The sequence below is a fragment of the Rhodococcus qingshengii JCM 15477 genome (assembly GCF_023221595.1).
GTDB classification, from domain to species: domain Bacteria; phylum Actinomycetota; class Actinomycetes; order Mycobacteriales; family Mycobacteriaceae; genus Rhodococcus_F; species Rhodococcus_F qingshengii.
Genome location: NZ_CP096563.1, coordinates 2218569 through 2243610 on the forward strand (window position 1 = coordinate 2218569; position 25042 = coordinate 2243610).

Consider the following 25042-nt stretch of genomic DNA (forward strand, 5'->3'; position numbering starts at 1 on the left):
CGTTGGCGAATGAACGCACCGGAGTTGACCACGATCCGCAGCGCACCCAAAGTTCTTCTCCACGATCATCTCGACGGAGGACTCCGACCCGAGACCGTTCTCGAACTGGCCGAGCAATGTGGCTACGACGAGCTGCCGGCGAATACGGCATCCGAACTGGCGCAATGGTTCCGAACTGCCGCTGACAGTGGATCGCTCGAGCTCTACCTCGAAACGTTCGCGCACACAGTCGCCGTGATGCAGACCCCCGAAGGGCTTGCACGGGTGGCACGTGAGTGTGCCGAGGATCTGGCCGACGACAACGTCGTCTATGCCGAGGTCCGTTTTGCGCCCGAGCAGCACCTGGAACAAGGCCTGAGTTTGGACGAGGTCGTCGAGCACGTTCTCGAAGGTTTCCGGGCCGGCGAATCCGCTGCCAGGGTCGCGGGACGGGAGATCCGCATCGGCTGTCTCCTGACGGCGATGAGGCATGCCGCCCGGTCGCGGGAGATCGCCGAACTCGCGGTGCGATTCCGGGACCGCGGAGTGGTCGGGTTCGACATCGCCGGCGCCGAGGCCGGAAACCCACCGAGCCGGCACCTCGACGCGTTCGAGTACATGCGTGATGCGAACGCTCACTTCACGATCCACGCGGGTGAGGCTTTCGGGTTGCCGTCGATCCACGAAGCCATCGCCTTCTGCGGAGCGGATCGGTTGGGCCACGGCGTGCGGATCGTGGACGACATCGACGTAGGAGTGCAAGGTGGGGCAGAGTTGGGTCGGCTCGCGAACTACGTCCGTGACATGCGCATTCCCCTGGAACTGTGCCCGAGTTCGAACGTGCAGACCGGAGCCGTAGCCGCCCTGGCGGACCATCCGTTCGGACTCTTGGCGGACTTGCGCTTCCGAGTGACCGTCAACACCGACAACAGGCTGATGAGCGACACCACCATGAGCCGGGAAATGGCCGCGTTGGTCGAGACCTTCGGTTACGGATGGACCGATCTCGAACGCTTCACCATCAACGCGATGAAGTCGGCCTTCATCCCGTTCGACGAGCGCCTCGCGTTGATCGACGACGTCATCAAGCCGGGCTACGCCGTGCTCATCGGCTAGATGACGTGCGCCCGACTACTCAGATCGAAGCCGGGCCTCGAACTCGCGCTCGAGTTCGCGCCAGGCCTCGGATTCCTTGGTGAACGGCGCACTCGGAGCCATCCGCGACGGATCGGGGTTGAGGAGGTACGAGACGTACCAACCCAGCTCGTTCGACGCGGACAGAGCCTCCTCGGTGGAGTCGTCGTCGGCGAAATCTGCTGCATCGGTGAACAATTCGACGGCGAGTTCCAGCTGCTCGGCATCTACGACGTCCGGGCCCTGGGCGAGGTCGTCGGCGATACCGGGCAGAACGTAGACGTTCTCGTCCGTGACCTCGATTTCGAGTGAACCGTCGACGGCCGCATTCTGAATTTCGCCGTACGTACTGACCTGCGAGAGATCGTGTTCGTGGTTGTCGGCGAGGTAGCGAGCGAGTGCGCGCTCGCTACGGAAGACGGTGATCAGTCCGTCCTTGCCGAGGAAGATCGCCTGATCTCCCATGTAGCAGCGCAGAGTGTAGAACGTCTCGGCCGAGGTGATGATGCGGATCGGGTCGACACCGACCTCGCCCCAGAAGGTCTCGACTTCGTCTTCGTCCTCTTCGAGGTCGTCTTCGTCGAATTCCTCGTCCTCGCCCTCCTCGGCGACATCGTCGGCGTCGACGGTGTTCTCGGCGGCAGCGAGCAGTTCAGCTTCGGCGACCGCCACAGCAGCTGCATCGACCTTCGGGGAGGTGACCACCTTGTCGATGGCGTCGAGAACGGCGTCCCAGTCCTTGACGATCGCAGCGCCGACCTGGTCCCACAGCTCCAGGCCTTCGCGGCCTTCGAAGGTGCCGGCGCCGGTGGCAAGCGCGCCGAGTACCGGATGGCCGCTGAAGAAGCGGATGACCGCGTCGAGTTCGCACACCTCACCGATGTTGCGAGCCATGTTCAGGGTGTCTTCGAGTTCCGAGACCACCAGTGCCTCAGGGTCACCTGCGGCCAGTTCCGGCACGCCGACGAAGTCGAACGTGAAGTTCTCTTCCGGTTCCAACTCGGCTGCCGACAGTCCGGAGACGACGGCCCACGCCGGATGCTCGACCAGGTCGTTGTCGGAGTCCGTTCGGATGAAGGCCGCGAGTTCCGCGACGGAGGAGAACCCGTAGAGGTCTTCCTCATGGCCGAGAAACGCTTCCCACTCGTCGTCGCCCTCGCGCCAGCGAGGTGCCCACAAAGTGACGAGGTCTCCGTCGGTGAGTCCGATTTCGATAGGGACGATGTCTCCAGCCATGGGCGGAAGCCTATCCACCGCAGCGCGAAAGGCATAGCGGGGGTTCGTCACGTTTGTTTTAGGGCTACTCGGAGCTCACTGACCAGTCGCTCGCGTTCGTCGTTGGACTGTTGAACTGCCTGGTGAATCGTGGCCACCGTCAATGCGGCCACCGTCTGAGAATTCATCGCGGTGATTGCGTCGGTGATCCGTAGGTCGACCAGAGCGCCCAGCCCGTCGACAGTCGCCGTGACTATCCCACCCTCGCTCGAGACGACTACCCGAAGAGCGCCGACCCCGTCGACGGCGTCCTGCAAGAGTCCCGTCCGGTGTTTCGCCAGCTCCATGATTCGATCAATCTCGCTCATATCGAACGCATCCAGCTCGACGGAAGGTTCTGGCCCTCGGCGGCGTCGACATCGGCCAGTTCGTCTCGGGTCGGGAGACCGAGCCGATCGAGGATCGCTGCCGGGACTCCGGTCTCCTCGAGCTCCACACGATGGCGGGCGCCGGCTTCGATTGCTGCATGTGAGCACAGCGTGAGTATCTGCTGCGCCAACCGCTGCCCGCCGTACCGCAGTTCGTCCTGGCTGATCCTCAGGTCCACGGGCACGGCGTGCTCCGTGGCGCGGACCGCGATGGTTCCGTTGCGGTTGACGGCTACGGCTGTGATGATCGGCGGTGATTCGCGCTTGTTCTCGGGCATGATTCCCTGTCATTCCGTCGGACGGTAGAAGCCGTGAAAGCCCATGCCGCTGTTCGTGGTTCGGATGGCGCTGATCTCGACAGGATCGCCGGCTTCGACCATCTGACCGTTGCCGATCACCATGGCGACGTGTCCGTCCCAGACCGCGAGGTCGCCCGGCATCAGATTGTTCTGATCGACCTGGTTCCCGATTCCCTGTTCCTGAGCCAACCTCGGAATATCGACTCCGGCCTGGCCGTACGCCCATTGCGTCAGACCACTGCAGTCCAGACCGACTCCGGGTGTCGTGCCTCCCCAGGCGTACGGGACACCCTGTTGAGTGAGCGCGTTGCGTACGGCAGCAGCGGCCTCGGCGTTCGGTGCGGTGGCAATCGAGCCGTCGGGAAGTTCGACCTCAACGCCACCGACGGAACCGGAACCACTTGCGGAACCGGAACCACCGACGGAACCGGAACCACCCGCCGACTCGGAGACCCCAGGTGCGGGATCGGGTATCGGGACGGACGGGACGAGTGCGGACATCTTGTCGGTCGACCCGGCCAGCTCACCGCGTACCCGCTCGATAACCGATACCGCGCGTCCGAGGTGCTCCAACGCGGCCGACAACAACATCAATTGGCCCGTCGGTGTCATCAGCGTCGGCCCGGCCTTGATCGCGAGTGTCAGAAACGACTGGAGAATCTCACCGAGTTCGGTCATTCCCGCGTACACGGACGTTGTCGCTTCGTCCACGACGCCGGCGATGTCGTTTCCGCGATCGGCGAGGTTTCGCGTCGACGTCTGCGTCTGCTCGGTTTTGGTCACCGCAGCAGTGAGAGCAGTCGACGAACTCTGAGAGGACGCCAGTTCGCTCAGTGCCGCGCTTCCCAGTTGGTAGGCGATCTCGAGGGCGTCCGTGGCGATTCGGATGCCGACGTCGGGTCCACTTGCGCTGGGGACACCAGTCCCGACAGTGTCGACCAGGTCGATGATCGGTCGTGCGAGTGCGTCGACGTCGATCATGAGCGTGCGGCTTCAGCGAGAGTCCTTCGTACCGATTCCTCGGAGTCGAGATAGACGGCGTGAGCGTCGCGGGTGGCTGACTGGACGCTGGAGATCACAGCGGACAGTCGATCGATGTCGTCGATGTGCGCTTGCTGTGCTCGGCTCGCGACATCGACGAAGTCGCCGCCGATCAGCCCCAGCACAGTGGACAGAGCCAAGTGATCGCCACCCGCCGCGTCCTGTCGAGCTTGCGCGACGTTGTCGGCAACAGTGCCCAACTGCGTGGCGAACTCCGCGATGCTTTCAGTGTCCAGATCCAGATTTGTCAACTTGTCTTCCCCCCGTTGCGCTTACTCCCTCTTGGACGCCGCGCGGGGTGCTCCGGTTCCCGAGGAACTATTCTGATGGTCATGCAAACGCACGTAGTCGACCATCCGCTCGCGGCGGCCCTCTTGACGACAATGCGTGATGCACGCAGTGAGAACGCGACTTTTCGTTCCGCACTTCGCAGGCTCACGCACATGCTGGTCTACGAGGCCATGCGTGACGCGGAGGTCGAGGAATTTCCGGTCGACACCCCGGTAGCAGCGACGACGGGCATCCGGCTCGCGAAGCCGCCGTTGTTGGTACCGGTGCTGCGGGCCGGTCTGGGCATGGTCGAACAGGCGAGTGCGCTGATTCCGTCGGCCGGCGTCGGCTTTGTCGGAATGGCACGTGACGAAGAGACTCATCAGCCGGTTCCGTACCTCGAATCCCTGCCGGCGGATCTGTCCGGGATCCCGGTGTTCGTGCTCGATCCGATGCTCGCCACCGGTGGTTCGATGGTGCACACCATCGACTTGCTGGTTGCGCGTGGCGCGACGGATGTCACGGCAGTGTGCGTCGTGGCCGCTCCGGCCGGCGTCGACGCGCTGGCAGCGTCCGGCCACCCGGTTCGTCTGGTCATCGCGAGCATCGACGACGGACTCGACGAGAACGCTTTCATCGTCCCCGGTCTCGGTGACGCCGGCGATCGGCAGTTCGGACCCCGCTAGAGCGAAAGGGCGAAGGTTCGGAGTTCGGCCAGCCGGGCCTTCGCCTGCTCTACTGCGTTCGCGAGGTCGGCGCGGTTCGCCACCGGGACGACAACTTCGAGATAGCACTTGAGCTTGGGCTCGGTTCCGGACGGTCGCACCACCACGCGGATCGACGGCCCGTCGAATATCACTGCGTCAGTGCGCATACCACCGCGAACCAGGGACAAGTCCTCGGTCGTGACCGGCTCACCCGCGAGTTGGCCAGGCGGATCGGCGCGTAGCCGTTTCATCATTTCCGCGATGTCACTCGAGTCCTCGACGCGGCGGGATACTTGGTCCCCGCGGTGCAGTCCGAATTCGACGGCATAGTCGCCCAGAACGTCCAACAGGGTTCTGTTGCTGCCCGCGAGGGTGGCAGCCAAGTCGGCCACCAGAACGGCAGCCGAGATTCCGTCCTTGTCCCGCACCACATCCGGATCGACGCAGTGCCCGATCGCTTCCTCGTAGGCGTAGACGAGTCCGTCGCCGGCGCGCGTGAGCCACTTGAAACCGGTGAGTGTCTGCGCAAACCTGGCTCCGCGGGCTCTCGCCAACTTCGAGAGCAGGGTCGAGGAGACGATCGTCGTCGCCACCAACGAATCTTCGGGCGCCGTGCTCAGTACGTGGTCGGCCAGGAGCACCCCGGTTTCGTCGCCGCGCAACATGCGCCACTGATCACCGTCGCGAACTCCGACGGCGCAGCGGTCGGCATCCGGGTCGAGTGCGATCGCCAGATCCGCGTCGACACTTCGGGCAAGGGCGAGCAGGCGGTCTGCGGCGCCGGGCTCTTCGGGATTGGGGAACTCGACGGTCGGAAACGTGGGGTCGGGATCGAACTGCTCCGCCACGACGTGCAGGTCCTCGAATCCTGCTGCTCGCAGAGCCGCGGTCGCAGTCTCACCCCCGACGCCGTGCATTGCCGTGAGCGCAATCCGGATCGAGCGGGCGTCGCCGTGCGGGAGGGTCGCGATGCGGGCGATGTACTCCTCGACCAGAGAATCGTCGGCCGGAATCACCGATGCTCGCGCGACGTCGGCGGCACTACCGATGCGAGCGATCTCGCTCTCGATTTCACGATCGGCGGGGGAGACGAGTTGCGCTCCGCCCGAGAGATACACCTTGTAACCGTTGTCGGCGGCAGGATTGTGGGAGGCGGTGATCTGGATACCTGCCGCTGCCCCGAGCCTGCGCACCGCGAACGCCACCAGCGGTGTCGGCAGTGGGCGGGGGAGCAGGGCCACCTCGAACCCGGCCGCTGCCATGACCTCGGCGGCGGCCAGAGCAAATGCCTCTGAACCGAGCCGGGCGTCGCGGCCGACCACAACGCGGGACCCGCCCTGGCAGCGAGCTGTCAGCCAGGCCGCCAGACCGGCCGTGGTCCGGATGACGACCGCGAGGTTCATGCCGTTGGGTCCGCCGCGTACCGGCCCGCGAAGCCCAGCAGTGCCGAACGTCAGCGGTGAGGAAAAGCGTTCGGCCAGTTCATGTTCGGAAAGGGCGGCTAATTCTGCGCGGGTAACTGGGTCCGGATCGGCGTCGATCCACTCGTTGACGTTCAGCGGTGTCACAGCTGCTCGACCAGTTGGCGCAGCAGCACTCCCATCCGGGCCGCCGAAGCTTTGCCTGCCGCCAGCACCTCCTGATGGTCCAGTGGGGCGCCCGTGATTCCGGCGGCCAGATTGGTGACCATGGAGATGCCGAGAACGCGGGCGCCGAGCGCGCGGGCCGCGATGGTCTCGTGAACTGTCGACATGCCGACCAGATCGGCGCCGAGTGTACGAAGCATTCGAATCTCGGCCGGAGTCTCGTAATGCGGACCGGGAAGCCCGGCGTAAACACCCTCGGCAAGGTCCGGGTCGATCGAGCGAGCCAGCGCCCGCAGTTCCGGCGAGTAGGCGTCGACCAGGTCGACGAACTCTGCGCCGACGAGGGGAGAGCGGGCCGTCAGGTTCAGGTGGTCACTGATCAGCACTGGTTGTCCCACTGCGTAGTCCTCGCGGATACCGCCGGCCGCATTGGTGAGGATGACGGTGTCGGCGCCGGCAGCAATGGCTGTCCGGACCGGGTGGACGACGGTACCGAGATCGTGGCCCTCGTATGCGTGCGCGCGCCCGAGCAGCAGCAGGACTTCGGTGTTTCCGACGCGCACCGAACGAATGGTGCCCGCATGGCCGAGAGCGGACGGTGGGGCGAAGCCAGGAAGATCCGCCATCGAGACTTCGGCTGTCACGTCCGCACCGGCGTCGCCGAACACGTCTGCGGCATCGGTCCACCCCGACCCGAGCACGATGGCGACTGACGGTGACGAAGAGCCAGTCATGGCGGACAGAGCAGCGGCGGCGGCCTCGGCGATCGTTCCCATGTGAGCAACCCTACTGAGGAGTCGGGTCGGTTCGCCGGGTGAGTTGGCGGGCGTTACTCTCCCATCCATGCCTTATCTCGAACGCGACGGCGACGTATTCATCCTGTACCTCGGCAACGAGGGCGAAACGGACAACGAGAACCGCTTCGGCCCCGAGTGGATCGACGCTGTTCACAGCAAGTTGGACGAGGTCGAAGCGCACGAGGGTCCCGCAGCCCTGGTGACCACCGCGACGGGCAAGTTCTACACGAACGGTCTGGACACGACGTGGATCTTCGGCAATCTCGACGGTCTGCCCGGCTACCTGGACAAGGTCCACACCATCTACAGCCGTTTGCTGACCTTCCCGATGGCCACGGTCGCGGCCGTGCAGGGGCACGCGTTCGGCGCCGGCGCCATGCTCGCGTCCTCGCACGATTTCCAGATCATGCGCGCGGACCGCGGCTTCTACTGCCTGCCCGAGGTGGGACTGAACATGCCGTTCACTGTCGGGATGTCTGCACTGCTGAACAGTCGTCTGCCCAAGCAGACGGCAGTCGATGCCATGACGACGGGGCGTCGCTTCGGCGGTGCCGACGCACTTGCTGCGGGCATCGTGCAGGAAACGGTCGACGGCGACGGAGTGCTCGCCGCTGCTGTGGCCAAGGCGTCGGCACTGACGTCGACTCACGGCAAGAACTTGGCGGGAATCAAGGCAGGCATCCACCGCGATGCTCTTGCAGACCTCGCTCAGGTGACTGACAAGAGCAACTTCTCCTTCGGGTGAGACAATGATCGCGTGAACCAGAATGTCGACAGCGCAGTCAGGTCCGTAGAGGCCGATCTGATTGCGCTGTCGCATTCGATTCACAGCGACCCGGAACTCGCCTTCGAGGAGTTCCGCAGCGCTGCCAAAGTGTCGGACCTGCTGGCGCAGCACGGTTTCGCGGTCACTCACGGGATCGTCGATCTGCCGACGGCTTTCGATGCCACCTACGGCAGCGGAGAGTTGGTCATCGCGATCTGCGCCGAGTACGACGCGCTGCCCGAGATCGGTCATGCCTGTGGGCACAACATCATTGCCGCCGCCGCGGTCGGGGCCGGCATCGCGTTGGCTACCGTGGCCGACGAACTGGGGATCACCGTCCGAGTGATCGGTACTCCCGCGGAGGAAACCGGTGGCGGCAAAGTTCTGATGCTCGAGCGTGGTGCATTCGACGGCGTCGGCGCGGCCATGATGGTTCATCCAGGGCCGATCGACATCATCGGTGCGACCTCGCTGGCCTTGGCGGACATCGCCGTGAGTTATCACGGTCGCGAGGCGCATGCGTCTGCTGCGCCGGAGTTCGGTCGTAACGCCGCCGACGCAGCGACGCTCGCTCAGGTGGCGGTCGGACTGTTGCGTCAGCACCTGCAGCCAGGTCAGCAGATTCACGGAATCGTCAGTGACGGCGGCACGGCTCCCAACATCGTTCCGGCTCGGTCCGAATTGCTCTACTACCTGCGTGCCGAAACGGCCGCGTCGTTGGCCAATCTGTCCGAGCGTGCCGACGCGTGCTTCGCCTCGGGTGCACTCGGCACTGGGTGCACCCACGAAATCCGCACGGTATCGCCTACTTACACCGAGCTGACCCCCGATCCGTGGCTGGCGGCGGCGTACCGTGAACAGATCGTCGATCTCGGGCGGGTGCCACTGGCAGCGGAATGGGAGCGCTCCCGTCCACTGGGTAGTACGGATATGGGTAATGTGACCAATGTGATTCCGGGAATTCACCCGGTCATAGGCTTGGATTCATCGGGGGCGGTGACACATCAGCCGGAGTTCGCGGCTGCGTGTATCACCACCTCCGCAGATCGAGCGGTAGTCGACGGTGCAATTGCGTTGGCCCGCACTGCTGTCCGGGTAGCGTCCGATCCAGAACAACGCGCCCGTCTGTTGGAAGGGGTAGATCGCCGGTGAACGCGGCAATCGACACGTGGATTCACGCGCACACCGACGACCTCGTCGCGTGGCGTCGACACATCCATGCCAACCCGGAGTTGGCTCGCCGCGAATACGCGACCACCGAATTCGTCGCCACCCGCCTCACTGCCGCTGGATTGTCGCCGAAGATCCTTCCCGGTGGCACCGGTCTCACGTGCGATATCGGACCGGAGGGTCCACGAATCGCACTGCGCGCCGACATGGACGCTTTGCCGATGCAGGAGGCGACCGGAGCGACGTACTCGTCCACAGTCCCCGGTGTGTCCCATGCGTGCGGCCACGACGCCCACACCACCATCTTGCTCGGCGCCGGACTGGCTCTGGCCACGCTGCCCGAACTTCCCGTCGGGGTTCGGCTGATATTCCAGCCCGCCGAGGAAGTCATGCCTGGCGGAGCACTCGACGTCATCGCCGCGGGCGCGCTCGACGGTGTGTCCAGAATCTTTGCTCTGCACTGCGATCCGCGACTCGAGGCAGGCCAGGTCGGAATGCGCCTGGGCGCGATCACCTCTGCTGCCGACACGATCGAGGTCGTCCTCGACTCTCCGGGTGGGCACACGTCGCGGCCGCATTTGACCACGGATCTGATCTACGCGCTCGGCACCGTCGTGACCGGGCTGCCAGGAATGCTCAGCCGTCGTATCGATCCGCGTACCGGAACCGTCATGGTGTGGGGCGCGGTCAGCGCAGGTCAGGCGCCCAACGCGATTCCGCAGACCGGCATGATGACGGGCACGGTACGTACCGGCGATCACGACACCTGGGAGTTGCTCGAACCGCTCGTGGAAGAAATCGTCCACGGACTGCTCGCACCCACCGGAGTTCGCTACCAACTCAACTATCGTCGCGGAGTGCCTCCGGTCGTCAACGACGAGGTGTCCACTCGGATGTTCGAGGACGCCATCGCGACCGTCGGACAAGATGCTTTGGCGGACACCCCGCAATCCGGTGGTGGCGAAGACTTTTCGTGGTACCTCGAAACCGTGCCGGGTGCCATGGCGCGGCTCGGCGTGTGGTCGGGTGAGGGCGATCAGCTCGACATCCACCAACCCACTTTCGATCTCGACGAGCGAGCACTCGGCGTCGGTGTGAAGGTTCTGACGAGCCTGGTTCTGGGATAGTTCCGGTTCCCGTCGGGGGTACCGTTTTTCGTGTCGTTCGAGTGAAGGTACGGGCATGTCCATAGGTGTGGGAGTGCGAATCGGCACATTGGTGTCGACGGCTGTCGTTGCGTCGAACGATCCGGGTTCGGCCGATCCGGTGGTATTGGTTCGGGACACGATCCTCAATCAACGCAAGGACGGAACGACGGTGCTCGGTGGCACCGAGCAACTGGGGGCCGGCCGTGAGTTCGCCGAGAGCTGGTCGGGCTTTGTCGGTCGCGTCGGGGACCCGAGTGGCGTCGCGGGAACTGCCGATACTCGTTACCGCGCCGAGGATTTGGTGGCGACCTCGATTCGCTGTCTGTTGCAGGAATGCGAGCCGCTGCCCGATCGTGGTGGTCGAAGCGGGGGAGCGCCCGACATCGTCGCGACCTACCCGTCACGCTGGGACTCGTCGACAGCGGCCCTCATGCAGGATTCGCTGGTCTACGCGGGCCTCGAACGAGTCACACTCGTCTCGGATGCCGAGGCCGTGTCGGCGTGGTTCGAGTCGGAAATCGCGGCACTCGCCGGCACGCTCATCGGCATCTATCACGTGGACGACACCGGGGCAGCGGTCACCCTCGTGCGTTCTGGTGTCGCGGCCGGCCGTGCATTCGGCTTTGCCGGCGACGGGAGTTCGCCGAGTTCACGCCTCGCGACGGCTCTGGGTGCGTTCGGTTGGATGCCGGAGAACCTGGACGCCGTAGTCGTCACCGGTGACGGCGAACCGGCGACAGACAAAGCGGCCATGATGTCCATAGCGGCCGGGATTGCCGAAAAGCTCGGTGTCAGATGTGAACTCGGTCCCGGACCTGAGCAGTCGGCTGCGCTGGGAGCCGCAATTCTGGCTGCCGGATTCACCTCGACGTCGCACACTATCGTGCCGATCGGATTGCCGCCTTCACACGACGTGACCGAGGTGTTCGACACCCTGGGACGCGAGAAGGTGGCGGCAGAAACCGCTGCCGGGGTGGCGACCGCCGAGCCGGAAACTGCAGTTGTCGCAGGCGAATCGGAGTCGCGCGGTTCCAAGCGTGTGCTCATCGGCGTGACGGTTGTGGTGGTGCTCGCAGCACTGGCAGTGCTCGCGTATTTCCTGCTGCTTTGAGCAGGACAGCTATCTAATCGGTAACACCGTTACCCGGACCGACATTGCGGCTGTTTCTCGTCCGCAACTCTCGTACGTACTCGGCCGGCGCTCCGGCAATCTCGGCAGCGTCGGCCATCACACCGATGTAGCGGGCCGACGGCAGCCCGCCTTCGTACGCATCCATGACGTAGAGCCACGCAAGTACCGCGTCGCCGGCGGTGTCGACCCGCACGCGGATCTTGCGGTGCAGACCCAGTTCGGCACCTTCCCAGCGGTCCAGACTCACTTCGTCCTCTTCCGGGACGTCGTAGAGCACCACGAAAACACTGGAATCGGGATCTTCGACCACGGTGGCGAGAGCACCCTCCCAGCCGAGGTCCTCGCCGCTGAAGGTCAGGCGCCAGCCTCGCAGCCACCCTGTCCCGGACATGGGGGAGTGTGGGCAGCGCAACAACATCTGCTCGGGATGCATGTTGGAACCGTAGGCGGCATAAATCGACACGGGCGCAAGCCTAAACCGTGGTCCGAGGGTGTGGCGAAGCGGACCACCGGACGCAAGTAATCTGGTACAAGCACTGCGCGACACGTGGTGCTCGAATAGCGTGACACTGGTCGACGGGAGACCCCTGCCGGCCACGCGAGGACTTGGAGGACACATGACCCGGATCGTGATCATCGGTGGCGGACCCGCCGGCTACGAGGCGGCACTGGTAGCCGCGCAGCACGGGGCCACGGTCACCCTGGTCGATTCGGACGGCGTCGGCGGTGCGTGTGTGCTGTTCGACTGTGTCCCGTCGAAGACGTTCATCGCGTCCACCGGAATCCGCACCGACATGCGTCGTGCATCCGACCTCGGCATCACTCTGGATCCGGAGCAGGCTTCGGTGTCACTGCCGAAGATCCACTCCCGAGTCAAGAGTCTCGCGTTGTCCCAGTCCTCGGACATTCGCGCACGGTTGCAGACGGTAGGCGTCGAGGTTCTCTCCGGCACCGCCGAACTGACCGATCCACTCCTCGGTATGGCAGCACACCAGGTTCGCGCGACGCTCGGAAGCGGCGAGCAGAAGACCATCGACGCAGACGTCGTGTTGATCGCCACCGGCGCCAGCCCCCGCATCATCCCGGGAGCCGAGCCCGACGGTGAGCGAATCATGACGTGGCGCCAGCTCTACGACTTGGACGAGCTTCCCGAGCACCTGGTCGTGGTCGGTTCCGGTGTCACCGGTGCCGAGTTCGTCTCCGCGTACACCGAGATGGGCGTCAAGGTCACGCTCGTGTCCAGTCGCGACCGTGTTCTGCCCGGCGAGGATGCCGATGCGGCGCTCGTGCTCGAGGACGCCCTCGCCGAGCGCGGTGTCACCCTCGTCAAGCACGCCCGCGCGGACGCCGTCGAGCGCACCGAGAAGGGCATCGTCGTCAAGCTCTCCGACGGCCGCACGGTCGAAGGAAGCCACGCTCTGATGACCGTCGGTTCCGTCCCCAACACCAACGGTCTCGGCCTGGAGCGGGTCGGCATCGAGTTGGACAAGGGTGGATACCTGCGTGTCGACCGGGTCTCGCGCACCACGGTTTCCGGTATCTACGCCGCCGGTGACTGCACCGGACTGCTCCCGCTCGCGTCGGTGGCTGCGATGCAGGGACGTATCGCGATGTACCACGCACTGGGTGAAGGCGTCAGCCCGATCAAGTTGAAGACCGTCGCGTCGGCCGTCTTCACACGCCCCGAAATTGCAACGGTGGGTGTTTCGCAGGCAGCGATCGACAACGGAGAGGTGCCTGCGCGCACCGTCATGTTGCCGCTCAACACCAACCCGCGCGCCAAGATGTCCGGTTTGCGTCGCGGATTCGTGAAGATTTTCTGCCGCCCGGCTACCGGCGTGGTCATCGGCGGTGTTGTGGTCGCACCCACTGCTTCGGAATTGATCCTGCCGATCGCGATCGCCGTACAGAACAACCTGACGGTCAACGACCTGGCGCAGACGTTCTCGGTGTACCCGTCGCTGACCGGATCGATCACCGAGGCTGCTCGTCAGCTCATGCGTCACGACGACCTGGACTGACAACCGACCAGAGTCTTCTTACAATGTGGGAACTCTGTTTCACATACTGAAGTATTGGTGGGATAGTCGAGATACCGACCGAATCAAGGGTCGGTATCTCGGCGCTCTCCCGCCCCGTTGACCCAGGACGGCTCAGGGTGTTTTTCCTCTGACCTTCATTCTGCGTGCCTGGGAGCTTCATATGACACACGCCGCGCTGTCCGCTCGCATGGACGGACTCCGTAGTTCTGCAATTCGCGATCTGCTCACCCTGACTGCCCGGCCCGACGTCATCAGCTTGGCCGGCGGACTGCCCGATCCCGATTTCATTCCGCGGGAGCGAATCTCGAAGGCAGCCCACGACGCACTCGGTGACCCCTCGTCCGTTCAGTACGGCGAGACCTCCGGCCTGCTGCGCCTCCGTGAGGTGATCGCCGAGCGCGAATCATCCAAGATCGGGCGGACACTCGACGTGTCCGAAGTCGTGATCACCCACGGTTCTCAGCAAGGTTTGAGCTTGCTCGCGCAGGTCCTCCTCGACGCCGGTGACGTCGTGGTCGTGGAGGAACCGGCATATACCGGTGCGCTGCAGGTCTTTCGAACGGCGCAGGCCCGTCTCGTTCCCGTCCAGCTCGACGAGGACGGAATGGACACCGACGCGCTCGAAGCGAAACTCGACGCCGGTCTTCGGCCCAAAGTTGTTCACACCGTGAGCAATTTCCACAACCCGCGCGGCGCGGTGCTTTCGGCGCAGCGGCGAGCGCACTTGGCGGCACTGGCGGACCGATACGGGTTCTGGGTTCTCGAGGACGACCCGTACGGCGAACTGTACTTCGGCGAGAAACCGCCCGCACCGCTGGCGGCGTTGTCGGACAGGGTGATTCGGCTGTCCAGTGCGTCCAAAGTGTTGGCACCGGCGCTGCGCGTCGGCTGGCTGCACGGCGACCGAAAGGTCTGCGAGGCGGTCGAACTGATCAAGCAAGGCGCTGACCTGTGCGGGTCTTCGCTCACACAGCAGATCGCCGCAGACCTCTTCTCCGACGTCGAATGGTTCGACGCGCATCTCGACGTGCTTCGAGCGGGGTACGGCGCGAGGGCGAAGGCGTTGGTCACGGCCGCCGAGACGGAATTGAGTGGGCGTGCACGCTTTTCCGAGGTCCGCGGCGGGATGTTCTGTTGGATGGATTTCCTCGACGACGTCGACACCACCGAACTCCTGGGTGCCGCGCTCGCGCATGGCGTGGCATTTGTCCCAGGTTCGGCCTTCGCGGTCGAAGCGGACCTTGGTCGAAGCGCTCGACTGTGTTTCGCGACGTATCCCGAAGCGGTGCTGGTCGACGCCGTCGGCAGGCTCCGGGACAGTGTCACCGCAGGTACAGCCTGACTTTGTCGATAGTGTTGCGGAGCAGATCGATCTCCGTACCGGACGGCGGGGTGGTGACGGTGACGTGGTCGGCGACGGCCAGATCCCATCCCGTCGCCTCTCGCACCTGATCGACCGAGATGCCTTCGTGGACACTGGTCAGCTCCAACTCGCCGCCGGGGCCCTGGTGTGTCAGGACACCGAGGTTGGTGAACACCTTTGTCACTCCTGCACCTGCCGGCATGATGCCCTTTCCGCTGGCGTGGGCGCGGGCGGGGCTGGGTGAGGTGCAGAAGTCGAGCGCGGCCGGAAAGGAACTGAGGTCGTGGCGACGCATCACGACGAAGATCTCGGCCGCGTTCGCGATGATCTCGACGGCCCCGCCTGCTCCGGGCAGTCTGACCGTCGGGTTCTTCCAGTCACCGATGAAACTTGTGTTCAGGCTTCCCGTTCGATCGATTTGAGCGGCCCCGAGAAAACCGACGTCGACGTTGCCACCTTGCAGGACATAACCGAAGAGTGCGGCCATACTGAGCACGGATTCGGCGCCGGAGACCACGACGGAGTCGGCGATACCTTCGGCCATCGCCGACGGATGCGCGCCGCACACTCCGGATTCGTAGATCAGTTCTACGTCCGGATTCGACGTGTGGCGCGCGAGATCGACTGCGAGCGTGGGGAGCCCGACTCCGGCGAAGACCCGGCGCTTACCCGCCAACTCGCGTGCCGCGACGGCGACGATCGTTTCGGTGGAGGTGGTGTTACCGCTGACAATCGTGGTGGTCACAGTCTGCTCCCGTAGTCGACAGGTGTGGAGAGTTTTGATCCGACCTCGAGATCCGACCAGTAGTCAGCTCCGAGCTTGGCGAGATATTCGTCGTGATCGCCGAGTGTGTACACCCACTCGTCGAGCCAATTTCTCAGCAACGAAGGGTCTTTGGAAATCTCGGTCCAGCGTCGGTAGAAGCCGCAATCGCGGTCGTAGTATCCCTGTGCGTACGACGGGTGCGCGCCGCGCGGGCAGACGACAACCGCGTCGACGGCGTGCGAGGGAATCAGAGTTCGGCTCGGATCTGACCTGATGACCTCGTCGTCGACAAGCTCTTCCACAACGACGATCGCCTTCTTCGCGGCGTACACGGCTTCTTGCTGCACCCCGGCGATGCCCCAGATCTGTGCGTTCCCGGACGTGTCCGCTCGCTGTGCGCCGATGATCGTCACATCCGGATTCAACGGCGGCACAACGTAGACGCTCCCGCCTCCGTACGGATCCTCGACGAGTCTCAGTTGTGGGTTGAGTGCGGGTAGATCACTACCTGCGTACGACCGCAGCGGGAAGAAGGGAAGTCTGGCCGCTCCCGCCTGATACCGGCACACCATGCCGTAATGGCTGTATTCCTCGACTTCGAGGGGGAGCGGGTCCTGGTTCTCGATGCGTCTGCGTAACTCGTACAGAGAACCTGCGGAGCCGCTGGCGAAGAACGAGGCAACCAGCTTTCGGACGCAGCCGGCGGCGACGAGTTGATCGGAAACGATGTCCGGCGTCATCCGGCAGAGGGTGAGGTCCCTTCTGCCCTGCCGGATGATCTCGTGTGCCGCGGCAAAAGGAATGAGATGCGAAAATCCCTCCAGCGCAACGGTCATCCCGTCTTCGACGTATCGGCCGACGGCCTCTTTCATCGAGAGGGTCTTGTCCACGTGTGTACCTCTTCTTGTTCTTTCGCGCACTCGGTCGGTTTCGGAACTTGACATGTTCGGCCGGTGTGGCGCAACAATGTCGGGTGGAAATTCATCAGATCAACGCTTTTCTCGCGGTGGCTGAGGAGCTACATTTCGGCCGTGCGGCGCAGCGGCTTCGGATTGCGCAACCGCCGCTGAGTCGAACGATCAGGCAATTCGAGAAACAGCTCGGTTCGCCGTTGTTCGATCGGAGCACTCGAACTGTGCGGCTCACTGCTGCCGGTGAAGCGCTGCTGCTTCCGGCGCGCGAGATTCTGGACGCGTGCCGGATGGCCGAGATCGCGGTGTCTGCGGCAGGCAAGGGAACGACAGGTCGCGTTCGCCTGGGTTTCGCGGGGACTTCTTCGCATCTGCTCGTCGGGCGGTGGGCGAAATTGGTGAGAAAGACCAATCCCGGTATCGAATTCGTGCTCGACAGTTCTGCTTTCGCGAACGAGGCGTTGTTGATGCTGCTCGATCGACGACTCGACATCGGGATGGTGCGGTGGACCGTACCGCCGCTCGGGATCACGTCGAGATTGATCGCCGAGGAGAACTTTCTGGTGGCCATGTCCAAAGACCACCCGTTGGCGTCGAGGGACTCGGTTCGGTTGATCGAATTGGAGTCCGAGAATTGGGTGACGCTTCCGGCGGAGCCAGGTTCGATTCTGCGGGAGTCTCTGCTCACTGCCTCGAAGAACGCAGGGTTCCTGGCTCGCATCGTGCAGACGGCACCGGATTCGATGTCGTTGATCGCGCTGGTGTCCGCGGAAATCGGATGCTCGTTGACCATTTCCTCGGTGGCCCAGAGCATCGTGAATCCTGATGTTGTCTTTGTTCCGGTCATGGACCCACCTCCTCCTCTTCAACTGCGTATCGCCTGGCGAGAGGGAGACGACAGACCTGCACTTCTCGAAGTGTTGAAATTGTCCGAGCAGGCGCTGCCGTCCCTGGCCTAGACGGTTGCCCGACCGGTAGGAATCTCACCCGCTTCGGACTTCGGCGAGTTCGCAATATCGACAAGAGTGTTTTCGAGTTCGAGTTCGTCGTAGTCCGCTTGTTCGGCCGTCGAGAGTTCGCCCGCGTTGTAGCCGGTACGTCGGAGCAGGAGCAGGGTGCAGATCAGCGAGACAAGGGCGTACAGCCCGGATACGATCGCGACCCCGACGATATTGCCTGACGTGTTGAGCATCCACTGCGCCAGTACGGGAGTTCCGCCGCCGACGACAAGGGAACACAATTGGTACGCCGTCGACAGACCGGTGTAACGGATGTTGGCGGGGAAGGCCCGAGCGAGAACGCCGGCGATGGCGCCGTAGAACATCGAGTGCGGGATCGTGGCCAGACACATCGCGACGACTGCGATGGTGAAGTTCCCGGTTCGGATCGCGAAGAACATGGCGGGCATGAGGACGAACTCCGGTATCACCATCAGGCACATGGCTTTTCGCATGTCGATCTTGGAGACCAGGACGGCACCGAAAGGTTGGACGATGAACTGCACGACGAGCGCGATCGCGATGGCGGCCAGGAAGGTTCCTCGATCGTATCCGAGTTCTTTTGTAGCCCAGGACAATGCGAAGGTGTTCTTGAAATAGGTGACCTGGGCGAGGGGGAGTGCGCCGGCGCCGAGGAGAACCAGTACCCAGTGCTTGCGCAAGACTTCGGCGAGCGGAAGCTTGACGACCTTCTTGCGTGCGAGAACGGCCTTCATCTCGTCCGACTCTTCGAGTTTGAGGCGAATGATCATCCCGAGAATGACCAGCACCGCCGAGATGATGAACGGGATGCGCCATCCGTACAGGAGGAACGACGGCGTCGGCATCGAGGACAGAAGGAAGAACGCGATGGTGGCCAACAGATTTCCGGCGGGTGAGCCCTGTTGGGCGAACGCGGAGTAGAGGATGCTCTTGCCCTTCGGTGCATTCTCGCTGGCAATGAGCACTGCGCCGCCCCACTCGCCACCGACCGCGACTCCTTGGATGACGCGAAGGGTGACCAGACCGATCGGCGCCCAGATCCCGACCTGTGCGTAGGTGGGGAGGAGTCCGATGCCTACCGTGGCGACACCCATCATCATCAAGGTGATGACGAGAGTGTTCTTGCGTCCGATCCGGTCGCCGAGGTGACCGAAGATGATCCCGCCGATCGGCCTGGCGAGGAAGCCTGCCCAGAGTGTGATGAAGGCGAGGAGAGTTCCGACTCCGTTCGGGAGAGTGTCGGAGAAGAAGATGTCGCCGAATACCAGGGCAGCGGCAGTGCCGTAGATGTAGAAGTCGTACCACTCGATAGTGGTTCCGATGAACGAAGCGATACCGGCTCTTCGCGCCTTGGCGTTGATCTCCTCGGAACTGCGAGTGGGTGAACTCATGCGTGGCGACCTTTCTCTGCAACATTCGCGGCGCCGAAACGTGGCGTGCCTGAATGAGATTCGCAGAGTGGTGTAGGTCACGTCCAATACCAACTTGGTCGCCTATTGATACCTCAGGAGTATCAATGGGCGACCATGATCAGCTCTTCCGGTATGGAAGGATCGGGGTGATTACTCGGACCAGTTGTACGTCCGCTCGACGGCCTTGTTCCACTCCGCGTACAGCCGTGACCTTTCGGACTCGTCCATCGCCGGTTCCCAGGTTTGGCCGACGGCCCAGTTGTTGCGGATGTCTTCGGTGTCGGCCCAATAACCGATGGCGAGGCCCGCTGCGTATGCAGCACCGAGAGCTGTCGTTTCGTTGACCACCGGGCGGATGACGGGAACTCCGAGGATGTCCGACTGGAACTGCATCAGGGTTTCGTTGACCACCATGCCGCCGTCGACCTTCAGTGCGGACAGTTCGACTCCCGAATCCGCTCGCATGGCGTCGATGACCTCGCGGGTCTGGTATGCCGTCGCCTCGAGCGCTGCGCGGGCCAGGTGTCCCTTGTTGACGAAGCGCGTCAGACCGACGATGACACCCCGGGCATCCGGTCGCCACCGAGGTGCGAACAGCCCGGAGAACGCGGGCACGAAGTAGGCGCCGCCGTTGTCGTCGACACTTGCGGCGAGCGGCTCGATGTCCTTGGCGTTCTGAATGATTCCGAGATTGTCTCGAAGCCACTGGACCAAGGAACCCGTCACGGCGACGGAACCTTCGAGTGCGTACACGGCAGGGGCTTCGCCGAGTTTGTAGCAGACGGTCGTCAGTAGTCCGTGCTTGCTGTGCACCGGCTTCGTGCCAGTATTGAGAAGCATGAAATTGCCGGTGCCGTAGGTGTTCTTGGCTTCACCCTCGGAGAGGCAGGCCTGGCCGAATGTGGCTGCCTGCTGGTCACCGAGGATTCCGGCGACCGGCACACCGGCGAGATTGCCGCGTGGACGTCCTGTGCCGTAGACCTCTGAGGAACTACGGATTTCCGGGAGCATCGACATCGGGATTCCGAAGTCCGCACAGATCGATTCGTCCCACTGGAGGGTCTCGAGATCCATCAGCATCGTGCGTGACGCATTGGTGACATCTGTCACGTGGACGCCCTCGGTCAGGTTCCACACGATCCACGTGTCGACAGTGCCGAAGCACAATTCGCCGGCCTCCGCTTTTGCTTTCGCACCGTCGACGTTGTCGAGAATCCAGCGGATCTTCGGCCCGGCGAAGTAGGTCGAGAGTGGTAGTCCGGTCTTGTCTCGATACTTGTCCGGACCCTCGTCGCCGCCCAGTTCGACACACAGTTGATCCGTGCGCGTGTCCTGCCACACGATCGCGTTGTAGATCGGCTTACCCGTCGAACGTTCCCAAACGACGGTCGTCTCACGCTGATTCGTGATTCCGACGGCAGCGATGTCGGCCCGCGTGAGATCGACCTTCGCGAGAGCGCCGGCCACCACCTCCCGAGTGTTGATCCACAGCGCCACCGGATCGTGCTCGACCCAACCTGCTCGCGGGAAAATCTGCTCGTGTTCTTTCTGCGCAACGCTCACCACGGCGCCGTCGTGATCGAAGATCATGCAGCGGCTCGACGTCGTGCCTTGGTCGATGGCGGCGATGTATTGATTCACTGTGCTCCTAGGTTCGGGCGTGTTCGCAGTAATCCGTGCGCTGTCGCAGTATGTGGATCAAGCTACTAGCCTGTAAACGGATTCGTCGTCGACTTACAGGAGACCGGGTTGAGTAAGCAGCAAGGTGCGCAGTTTCTCGGCCCGCAGCAGCGCGAAGCTGCTTGGGAACAACTTCAGACCGAGCAATTCGACGTCGTCGTGGTGGGCGGTGGTGTCGTCGGTGTCGGAGCGGCCCTCGATGCGGCCACCCGCGGGCTGAAGGTTGCGTTGGTCGAGGCCCGTGACTACGCATCCGGTACGTCCAGTCGCTCGTCGAAGATGTTCCACGGCGGTCTCCGCTATCTCGAGCAACTAGAATTCGGCCTCGTTCGTGAGGCGTTGCGTGAGCGCGAACTCTCGCTGACCACGCTCGCTCCGCACCTGGTCAAGCCGCTGAAGTTTCTGTTCCCCTTGGCTCACCGAGTGTGGGAACGCCCGTACATGGCCGCGGGAATCTTCCTCTACGACCGGATGGGCGGCGCCAAATCGGTCCCCTCCCAGAAGCACTTGACGCGGGCGGGCGCACTGCGCATGTCGCCGAGCCTCAAGCGCAGTTCACTGACCGGTGGCATCCAGTACTACGACACCGTCGTCGACGACGCTCGGCACACCATGACCGTTGCACGGACCGCCGCCCACTACGGCGCGGTTGTCCGAACGTCGACGCAGGTCGTGGGATTTCTGCGTGAAGCGGACCGGGTCTCGGGAGTTCGTGTTCGCGACTGCGAAGACGGCCGTACCGCGGAGGTCAAGGGTCACGTCGTCATCAATGCAACCGGTGTCTGGACGGACGAAATCCAGGCCCTCTCACGTCAGCGCGGACGGTTCCGGGTGCGAGCGTCGAAGGGCGTACACATCGTCGTCCCGCGCGATCGCATCGTCAGTGAAGCCGCCATCATCCTGCGTACCGAGAAATCGGTGCTGTTCGTCATTCCGTGGGGCAGTCACTGGATCATCGGCACCACGGACACCGACTGGAACTTGGATCTCGCTCACCCAGCGGCAACCAAAGCAGATATCGACTACATCCTCGGCCACGTGAACTCCGTTCTGGTCACGCCGCTGACGCACGCCGACATCGACGGTGTGTACGCAGGCCTGCGTCCGCTGCTCGCCGGTGAGAGCGACGAGACGTCGAAGCTCTCGCGCGAGCACGCCGTTGCCCGTGTGGCTCCAGGCCTGGTCGCCATCGCCGGTGGAAAGTACACGACGTATCGGGTCATGGCGGAAGACGCCGTCGATGTCGCAGCAGAAGACATTCCGGCGCGAGTGGCGTCGTCGATCACGGAGAAGGTGCCGCTCGTCGGCGCCGACGGATACTTCGCGTTGATCAATCAGACTGTGCAACTGGGCGAGCAGTACGGCTTGCATCCGTATCGCGTCAAGCACTTGCTCGACCGCTACGGTTCACTCATCACGGAGGTCCTCGAACTCGGCCGACAGACGCCGGAGTTGTTGCAGCCCATCACAGATGCCCCCGATTACCTTCAGGTCGAGGCTGTGTACGCCGCCGCGGCCGAGGGTGCATTGCACCTCGACGACATCCTGGCTCGCCGCATGCGCATCGCAATCGAGTACCCGCATCGTGGTGTCAACTGTGCGCAACAGGTTGCCGGATTGGTTGCCCCGATTCTCGGTTGGGATGCCGCCACCGTCGAGCGCGAGGTCGACACGTACCGAGCGCGCGTCGAAGCGGAGATCGAGTCGCAGACCCAGCCGGACGACGAGTCGGCCGACGCCTTGCGCGCCGCAGCGCCGGAGTCTCGGGCCGAGATCCTCGAACCCGTCGTCGTGGTGCCGGATCGGGTCTGAGTCGCCCGTCGTTTGTTCTCGGTCTGTCGCGGGTAGGCGGATGTCGAATCACCACCCGTGTCAGCACAGACCGGTCGAGCGTCGCCCAGGAGGATCCCAATGTTCGGTAGTCGGTCGAGATCTGCTGAGGAACACATAGCCACTGCTTATCTGGTCACTCACCTGTGCGGAGCGATGGTAGGGCTGCAACTCTCGCGGTCACTCTCGGACTCGTACGGCGCGTGGGCCGACGGTGAGCTGGACTCGTTGCCGGGTGAGCTCGAGTACGAGATCGAGCAGCTGCTGCAACTGATCGAGGACACCCAGGGCATATCTCTGCCGCGGTACTCCAAGATCGACGCGACGGTCAATCGGATCAGGCGCCTCGTCCATGTCGACGCCATCTGGCGCAACCGTCTCGTGAAGCTGGCAACTCTCGAGATCATGCGGACCGCTCTGTGCGGCAAGAGTGCGATGTGGGAGGTCCTGAGAGACATTCCGGCCGGGGAGACGGAGGAGCAGTACCGCGAGCTCAACGACCTGGTGTCCAAGCAGATCACCACCGTCACGGCTCTGCATCACCGCGCGGCTACGGAAGCTTTTCAGGGGACGGACGGGCGGGAATCGGCGAGCGGCGGCGACCCCATCCGCTCGAGTAAGTAAGGTTTGTACCGTTCGGTGAAGAATTCGATGAACGGTAGACCCCGAGGTGTATGGAGATGGCTGAGCGCGACCAAGCACTGACAGAACCCACGGCAGTGTTCGCGGCGTTGGCGGAGATCCTCTACTCCGCCGCAGACAGCGCCGAGGTGTACTCCGCGATCTGTTCGGCGGCTGTCGAGTTGATTCCCGGTTGCGATCACGCAAGCCTGATGCTGCGACGGGGAAACACCAACGTCACGGTAGCGGCAAGCGATGAGATCGCCGAGCATGCAGACGATCTTGAACGTGCGACTGGTGAGGGGCCGTGCATCGACGCCCTCGACACGGAGGCGCCGCAGCTCGAGTCAGATCTTCGCACTCCGAATCAGTGGCCCGAGTTCGCTCGGAAAGTAGTGGCAGAGACACCCATTCGTGGCTCGATGGGGTTCCGACTGATGGTCGATCGTCAGAAGTTCGGTGCCCTCAACCTCTTCTCCGACACTCCGGGAGCATTCACGGAAACTGTTGCCGACCACGCGATCATGTTGGCATCGTTTGCATCCGTGGCCGTCACCGCACTGAACCGAGGAGAGGATGCCGACTCGCTGCGGCGAGGCCTGGCGAGCAGTCGCGAAATCGGTCAGGCCGTCGGTCTGCTGATGGCATTGCATCGGGTGTCCGACGACGAGGCCTTCGACATTCTGGTGCGAACCTCGCAGAACATGAACGTCAAGATCGCCGAGTTGGCGCGCAAGGTCATCGTCCAGCATCGTTCGACTCTGGACTGAGGGCTTCGTTCGCCCCGGGAGAGCCGAGGAGTTGAGATCGCTTGCGATCCACCGTCTCTCGAAGTGCCGTCACCACCGCTGCGACTTCCGGTCGGCGCAAGGATTCAGAACGAGCCACCAACCAGTACGAAAGTCTGACTTCGATGTGAGCCGGCAGCACGCGAATCAGATCGTCGTGCTGCTCGGCCATGAAGCAGGGGAGCAGGCCGATGCCGGCACCCGCGCGCGTTGCCTCGATGTGGACGAACACGTTGGTGGACGTGACGGCCTCGCGCATGGAAACCGTGAGCTTGCGGGCCAGATCGAGTTCGTCGACCTGCAGCATCGAGTCGATGAAATACACGAGCGAGTGTTCGGCCAGCTCTTCGGCACTTTCGGGCACTGCATTCTGACGTAGATACTCTCGGGAGGCGTACAAACCCAGCGCGTAGTCGGCCAGATGGACGGCCTCGGCGCGGTGAACTTGAGGTTTGCCGACAACAACCTCGATGTCGAGCCCCGAGCGTATCTGCGACGCCTTTCTGGTCGCGACGACTATCTCCACGCTCACGCGAGGATGGCGTCTGCGAACCGCTGCGCCGGCGGGGGCCGCGATGTATGCGCTGAAGCCGTCGGTGGCCGAGACCCGCACGACGCCGTCGAGTTGCTGCTGACCGGTGGAGTCGAGCGCCAGTTCGTTCACCGCGGCCTCGATGCGCTCGGCCGCGCTGAGAGCTTGTCTGCCCAGGTCGGTCAACTCCCAGCCGCCGGACGAGCGGGCCAGTACACGGCCGCCGAGGTTCTTCTCGAGCGAGGCGATGCGGCGCGAAATGGTGGTGTGGTTGAGGCCCAGGTCGTCGGCGGCGGTGTTGAAGCGGCCGGTGCGACCGACCGCGAGAAGCACCAGTAGGTCGTCCGGGCTCAGTCCGAGTGTCATATCTGCATTTTTGCACCTATATGGTGCGAGATTTGTCATTGTCGTGCCAAGAATCTGCACCGATACTCATCGAGTCACA

25 protein-coding genes are annotated in these 25042 nt (G+C 63.5%); 12 read left to right on the top strand and 13 right to left on the bottom strand.

Annotated elements, in window-relative coordinates; genetic code table 11:
• Positions 1–9: 9 nt before the first annotated feature.
• Positions 10–1095: an adenosine deaminase gene (locus M0639_RS10150; RefSeq protein WP_050654872.1), complete on the top strand. Its 1086-nt coding sequence runs from the start codon at positions 10–12 to the stop codon at positions 1093–1095.
• A 15-nt stretch (positions 1096–1110) separates the two neighbouring features.
• Here the strand turns inward: M0639_RS10150 and M0639_RS10155 are convergent, their stop codons facing one another.
• From M0639_RS10155 to M0639_RS10175, 5 genes are read right to left on the bottom strand one after another with little or no spacing between them, the layout of a single operon-like run.
• Entirely contained in the window at positions 1111–2349 is a 1239-nt protein-coding gene (locus tag M0639_RS10155) for a hypothetical protein (protein WP_003940713.1), read from the bottom strand.
• 47 nt (positions 2350–2396) lie between these two features.
• Positions 2397–2696 (bottom strand): YbaB/EbfC family nucleoid-associated protein, encoded by a 300-nt coding sequence (locus M0639_RS10160; protein ID WP_007727324.1) that lies wholly within the window; start codon positions 2694–2696, stop codon positions 2397–2399.
• Complete coding sequence (locus M0639_RS10165; RefSeq protein ID WP_050654874.1) at positions 2693–3034, bottom strand: hypothetical protein; 342 nt, start codon at positions 3032–3034, stop codon at positions 2693–2695. The genes M0639_RS10160 and M0639_RS10165 overlap by 4 nt, the downstream gene beginning before the upstream one ends.
• A gap of 9 nt (positions 3035–3043) precedes the next feature.
• Positions 3044–4036: a C40 family peptidase gene (locus M0639_RS10170; RefSeq protein ID WP_064074926.1), complete on the bottom strand. Its 993-nt coding sequence runs from the start codon at positions 4034–4036 to the stop codon at positions 3044–3046.
• Positions 4033–4347 (bottom strand): type VII secretion target, encoded by a 315-nt coding sequence (locus M0639_RS10175; protein WP_054800917.1) that lies wholly within the window; start codon positions 4345–4347, stop codon positions 4033–4035. The genes M0639_RS10170 and M0639_RS10175 overlap by 4 nt, the downstream gene beginning before the upstream one ends.
• An 81-nt stretch (positions 4348–4428) precedes the next feature.
• Between M0639_RS10175 and upp the strand changes: the two genes are divergently transcribed.
• Positions 4429–5052, top strand: coding sequence for a uracil phosphoribosyltransferase (gene upp / locus M0639_RS10180; protein WP_007727319.1), 624 nt, complete (start codon positions 4429–4431; stop codon positions 5050–5052).
• On the opposite strand, the gene M0639_RS10185 is transcribed toward upp, so the two are convergent.
• Both M0639_RS10185 and M0639_RS10190 read right to left on the bottom strand, forming a co-directional pair.
• Positions 5049–6641 (bottom strand): phospho-sugar mutase, encoded by a 1593-nt coding sequence (locus tag M0639_RS10185; protein ID WP_064074927.1) that lies wholly within the window; start codon positions 6639–6641, stop codon positions 5049–5051. The genes upp and M0639_RS10185 overlap by 4 nt on opposite strands.
• Positions 6638–7435 (bottom strand): purine-nucleoside phosphorylase, encoded by a 798-nt coding sequence (locus tag M0639_RS10190; protein WP_007727315.1) that lies wholly within the window; start codon positions 7433–7435, stop codon positions 6638–6640. The genes M0639_RS10185 and M0639_RS10190 overlap by 4 nt, the downstream gene beginning before the upstream one ends.
• A gap of 67 nt (positions 7436–7502) precedes the next feature.
• Between M0639_RS10190 and M0639_RS10195 the strand changes: the two genes are divergently transcribed.
• The 4 genes from M0639_RS10195 to M0639_RS10210 are packed head-to-tail and all read left to right on the top strand — an operon-like array spanning position 7503 to position 11651.
• Complete coding sequence (locus tag M0639_RS10195) at positions 7503–8201, top strand: enoyl-CoA hydratase-related protein (RefSeq protein WP_003940710.1); 699 nt, start codon at positions 7503–7505, stop codon at positions 8199–8201.
• A gap of 12 nt (positions 8202–8213) precedes the next feature.
• The gene (locus M0639_RS10200) at positions 8214–9374 is read left to right on the top strand and encodes a M20 family metallopeptidase (protein ID WP_003940688.1); all 1161 of its coding nucleotides are present in this window, start codon (positions 8214–8216) and stop codon (positions 9372–9374) included.
• A complete protein-coding gene (locus M0639_RS10205; RefSeq protein WP_003940741.1) occupies positions 9371–10519 on the top strand; it encodes a M20 family metallopeptidase in 1149 nt (382 codons plus the stop codon). Before M0639_RS10200 ends, M0639_RS10205 begins: the two co-directional genes overlap by 4 nt.
• A 55-nt stretch (positions 10520–10574) precedes the next feature.
• Positions 10575–11651 (top strand): hypothetical protein, encoded by a 1077-nt coding sequence (locus M0639_RS10210; protein WP_030535059.1) that lies wholly within the window; start codon positions 10575–10577, stop codon positions 11649–11651.
• Between the two features lie 13 nt (positions 11652–11664).
• On the opposite strand, the gene M0639_RS10215 is transcribed toward M0639_RS10210, so the two are convergent.
• Positions 11665–12135, bottom strand: a complete 471-nt coding sequence (locus M0639_RS10215; protein ID WP_003940753.1) for a gamma-glutamylcyclotransferase family protein — start codon at positions 12133–12135, stop codon at positions 11665–11667.
• A 154-nt stretch (positions 12136–12289) separates the two neighbouring features.
• Here M0639_RS10215 and M0639_RS10220 point away from each other — a divergent pair, with 154 nt between their 5' ends.
• Positions 12290–13693: an NAD(P)H-quinone dehydrogenase gene (locus tag M0639_RS10220; RefSeq protein WP_003940987.1), complete on the top strand. Its 1404-nt coding sequence runs from the start codon at positions 12290–12292 to the stop codon at positions 13691–13693.
• A gap of 181 nt (positions 13694–13874) precedes the next feature.
• Positions 13875–15056 (top strand): aminotransferase-like domain-containing protein, encoded by a 1182-nt coding sequence (locus M0639_RS10225; RefSeq protein ID WP_007727308.1) that lies wholly within the window; start codon positions 13875–13877, stop codon positions 15054–15056.
• On the opposite strand, the gene M0639_RS10230 is transcribed toward M0639_RS10225, so the two are convergent.
• Positions 15037–15822 (bottom strand): CoA-transferase subunit beta, encoded by a 786-nt coding sequence (locus M0639_RS10230; protein WP_003940707.1) that lies wholly within the window; start codon positions 15820–15822, stop codon positions 15037–15039. The two genes, M0639_RS10225 and M0639_RS10230, sit on opposite strands and share 20 nt — an antisense overlap.
• Positions 15819–16733, bottom strand: coding sequence for a CoA transferase subunit A (locus M0639_RS10235; RefSeq protein WP_231915041.1), 915 nt, complete (start codon positions 16731–16733; stop codon positions 15819–15821). Before M0639_RS10235 ends, M0639_RS10230 begins: the two co-directional genes overlap by 4 nt.
• An 83-nt stretch (positions 16734–16816) precedes the next feature.
• Between M0639_RS10235 and M0639_RS10240 the strand changes: the two genes are divergently transcribed.
• A complete protein-coding gene (locus M0639_RS10240; RefSeq protein WP_030535055.1) occupies positions 16817–17713 on the top strand; it encodes a LysR substrate-binding domain-containing protein in 897 nt (298 codons plus the stop codon).
• On the opposite strand, the gene M0639_RS10245 is transcribed toward M0639_RS10240, so the two are convergent.
• Positions 17710–19125, bottom strand: coding sequence for an MFS transporter (locus M0639_RS10245; RefSeq protein ID WP_042449618.1), 1416 nt, complete (start codon positions 19123–19125; stop codon positions 17710–17712). The genes M0639_RS10240 and M0639_RS10245 overlap by 4 nt on opposite strands.
• A 171-nt stretch (positions 19126–19296) precedes the next feature.
• Positions 19297–20787 carry a glycerol kinase GlpK gene (gene glpK, locus M0639_RS10250; protein ID WP_042449616.1) on the bottom strand — a complete coding sequence of 497 codons (1491 nt, stop codon included), beginning with the start codon at positions 20785–20787 and terminating at the stop codon, positions 19297–19299.
• 108 nt (positions 20788–20895) lie between these two features.
• Here glpK and M0639_RS10255 point away from each other — a divergent pair, with 108 nt between their 5' ends.
• The 3 genes from M0639_RS10255 (at position 20896) to M0639_RS10265 (ending at position 24047) form a co-directional block, all read left to right on the top strand.
• Complete coding sequence (locus M0639_RS10255; protein WP_003940825.1) at positions 20896–22638, top strand: glycerol-3-phosphate dehydrogenase/oxidase; 1743 nt, start codon at positions 20896–20898, stop codon at positions 22636–22638.
• 99 nt (positions 22639–22737) lie between these two features.
• Entirely contained in the window at positions 22738–23280 is a 543-nt protein-coding gene (locus tag M0639_RS10260; protein WP_003940921.1) for a hypothetical protein, read from the top strand.
• Between the two features lie 50 nt (positions 23281–23330).
• Positions 23331–24047, top strand: coding sequence for a GAF and ANTAR domain-containing protein (locus tag M0639_RS10265; protein WP_003940742.1), 717 nt, complete (start codon positions 23331–23333; stop codon positions 24045–24047).
• On the opposite strand, the gene M0639_RS10270 is transcribed toward M0639_RS10265, so the two are convergent.
• Positions 24016–24963 carry a LysR family transcriptional regulator gene (locus M0639_RS10270; protein ID WP_064074928.1) on the bottom strand — a complete coding sequence of 316 codons (948 nt, stop codon included), beginning with the start codon at positions 24961–24963 and terminating at the stop codon, positions 24016–24018. The genes M0639_RS10265 and M0639_RS10270 overlap by 32 nt on opposite strands.
• Positions 24964–25042 lie beyond the last annotated feature (79 nt).

What these genes read in the sequence shown, in the direction of transcription:
- M0639_RS10150 (WP_050654872.1), top strand. Translation starts at nt 10, where the DNA reads ATGAACGCACCGGAGTTGACCACGATCCGCAGCGCACCCAAAGTTCTT.
- M0639_RS10155 (WP_003940713.1), bottom strand. Translation starts at nt 2,349, where the DNA reads ATGGCTGGAGACATCGTCCCTATCGAAATCGGACTCACCGACGGAGAC.
- M0639_RS10160 (WP_007727324.1), bottom strand. Translation starts at nt 2,696, where the DNA reads ATGAGCGAGATTGATCGAATCATGGAGCTGGCGAAACACCGGACGGGA.
- M0639_RS10165 (WP_050654874.1), bottom strand. Translation starts at nt 3,034, where the DNA reads ATGCCCGAGAACAAGCGCGAATCACCGCCGATCATCACAGCCGTAGCC.
- M0639_RS10170 (WP_064074926.1), bottom strand. Translation starts at nt 4,036, where the DNA reads ATGATCGACGTCGACGCACTCGCACGACCGATCATCGACCTGGTCGAC.
- upp (WP_007727319.1), top strand. Translation starts at nt 4,429, where the DNA reads ATGCAAACGCACGTAGTCGACCATCCGCTCGCGGCGGCCCTCTTGACG.
- M0639_RS10190 (WP_007727315.1), bottom strand. Translation starts at nt 7,435, where the DNA reads ATGGGAACGATCGCCGAGGCCGCCGCCGCTGCTCTGTCCGCCATGACT.
- M0639_RS10195 (WP_003940710.1), top strand. Translation starts at nt 7,503, where the DNA reads ATGCCTTATCTCGAACGCGACGGCGACGTATTCATCCTGTACCTCGGC.
- M0639_RS10210 (WP_030535059.1), top strand. Translation starts at nt 10,575, where the DNA reads ATGTCCATAGGTGTGGGAGTGCGAATCGGCACATTGGTGTCGACGGCT.
- M0639_RS10220 (WP_003940987.1), top strand. Translation starts at nt 12,290, where the DNA reads ATGACCCGGATCGTGATCATCGGTGGCGGACCCGCCGGCTACGAGGCG.
- M0639_RS10225 (WP_007727308.1), top strand. Translation starts at nt 13,875, where the DNA reads ATGACACACGCCGCGCTGTCCGCTCGCATGGACGGACTCCGTAGTTCT.
- M0639_RS10245 (WP_042449618.1), bottom strand. Translation starts at nt 19,125, where the DNA reads ATGAGTTCACCCACTCGCAGTTCCGAGGAGATCAACGCCAAGGCGCGA.
- M0639_RS10260 (WP_003940921.1), top strand. Translation starts at nt 22,738, where the DNA reads ATGTTCGGTAGTCGGTCGAGATCTGCTGAGGAACACATAGCCACTGCT.
- M0639_RS10265 (WP_003940742.1), top strand. Translation starts at nt 23,331, where the DNA reads ATGGAGATGGCTGAGCGCGACCAAGCACTGACAGAACCCACGGCAGTG.
- M0639_RS10270 (WP_064074928.1), bottom strand. Translation starts at nt 24,963, where the DNA reads ATGACACTCGGACTGAGCCCGGACGACCTACTGGTGCTTCTCGCGGTC.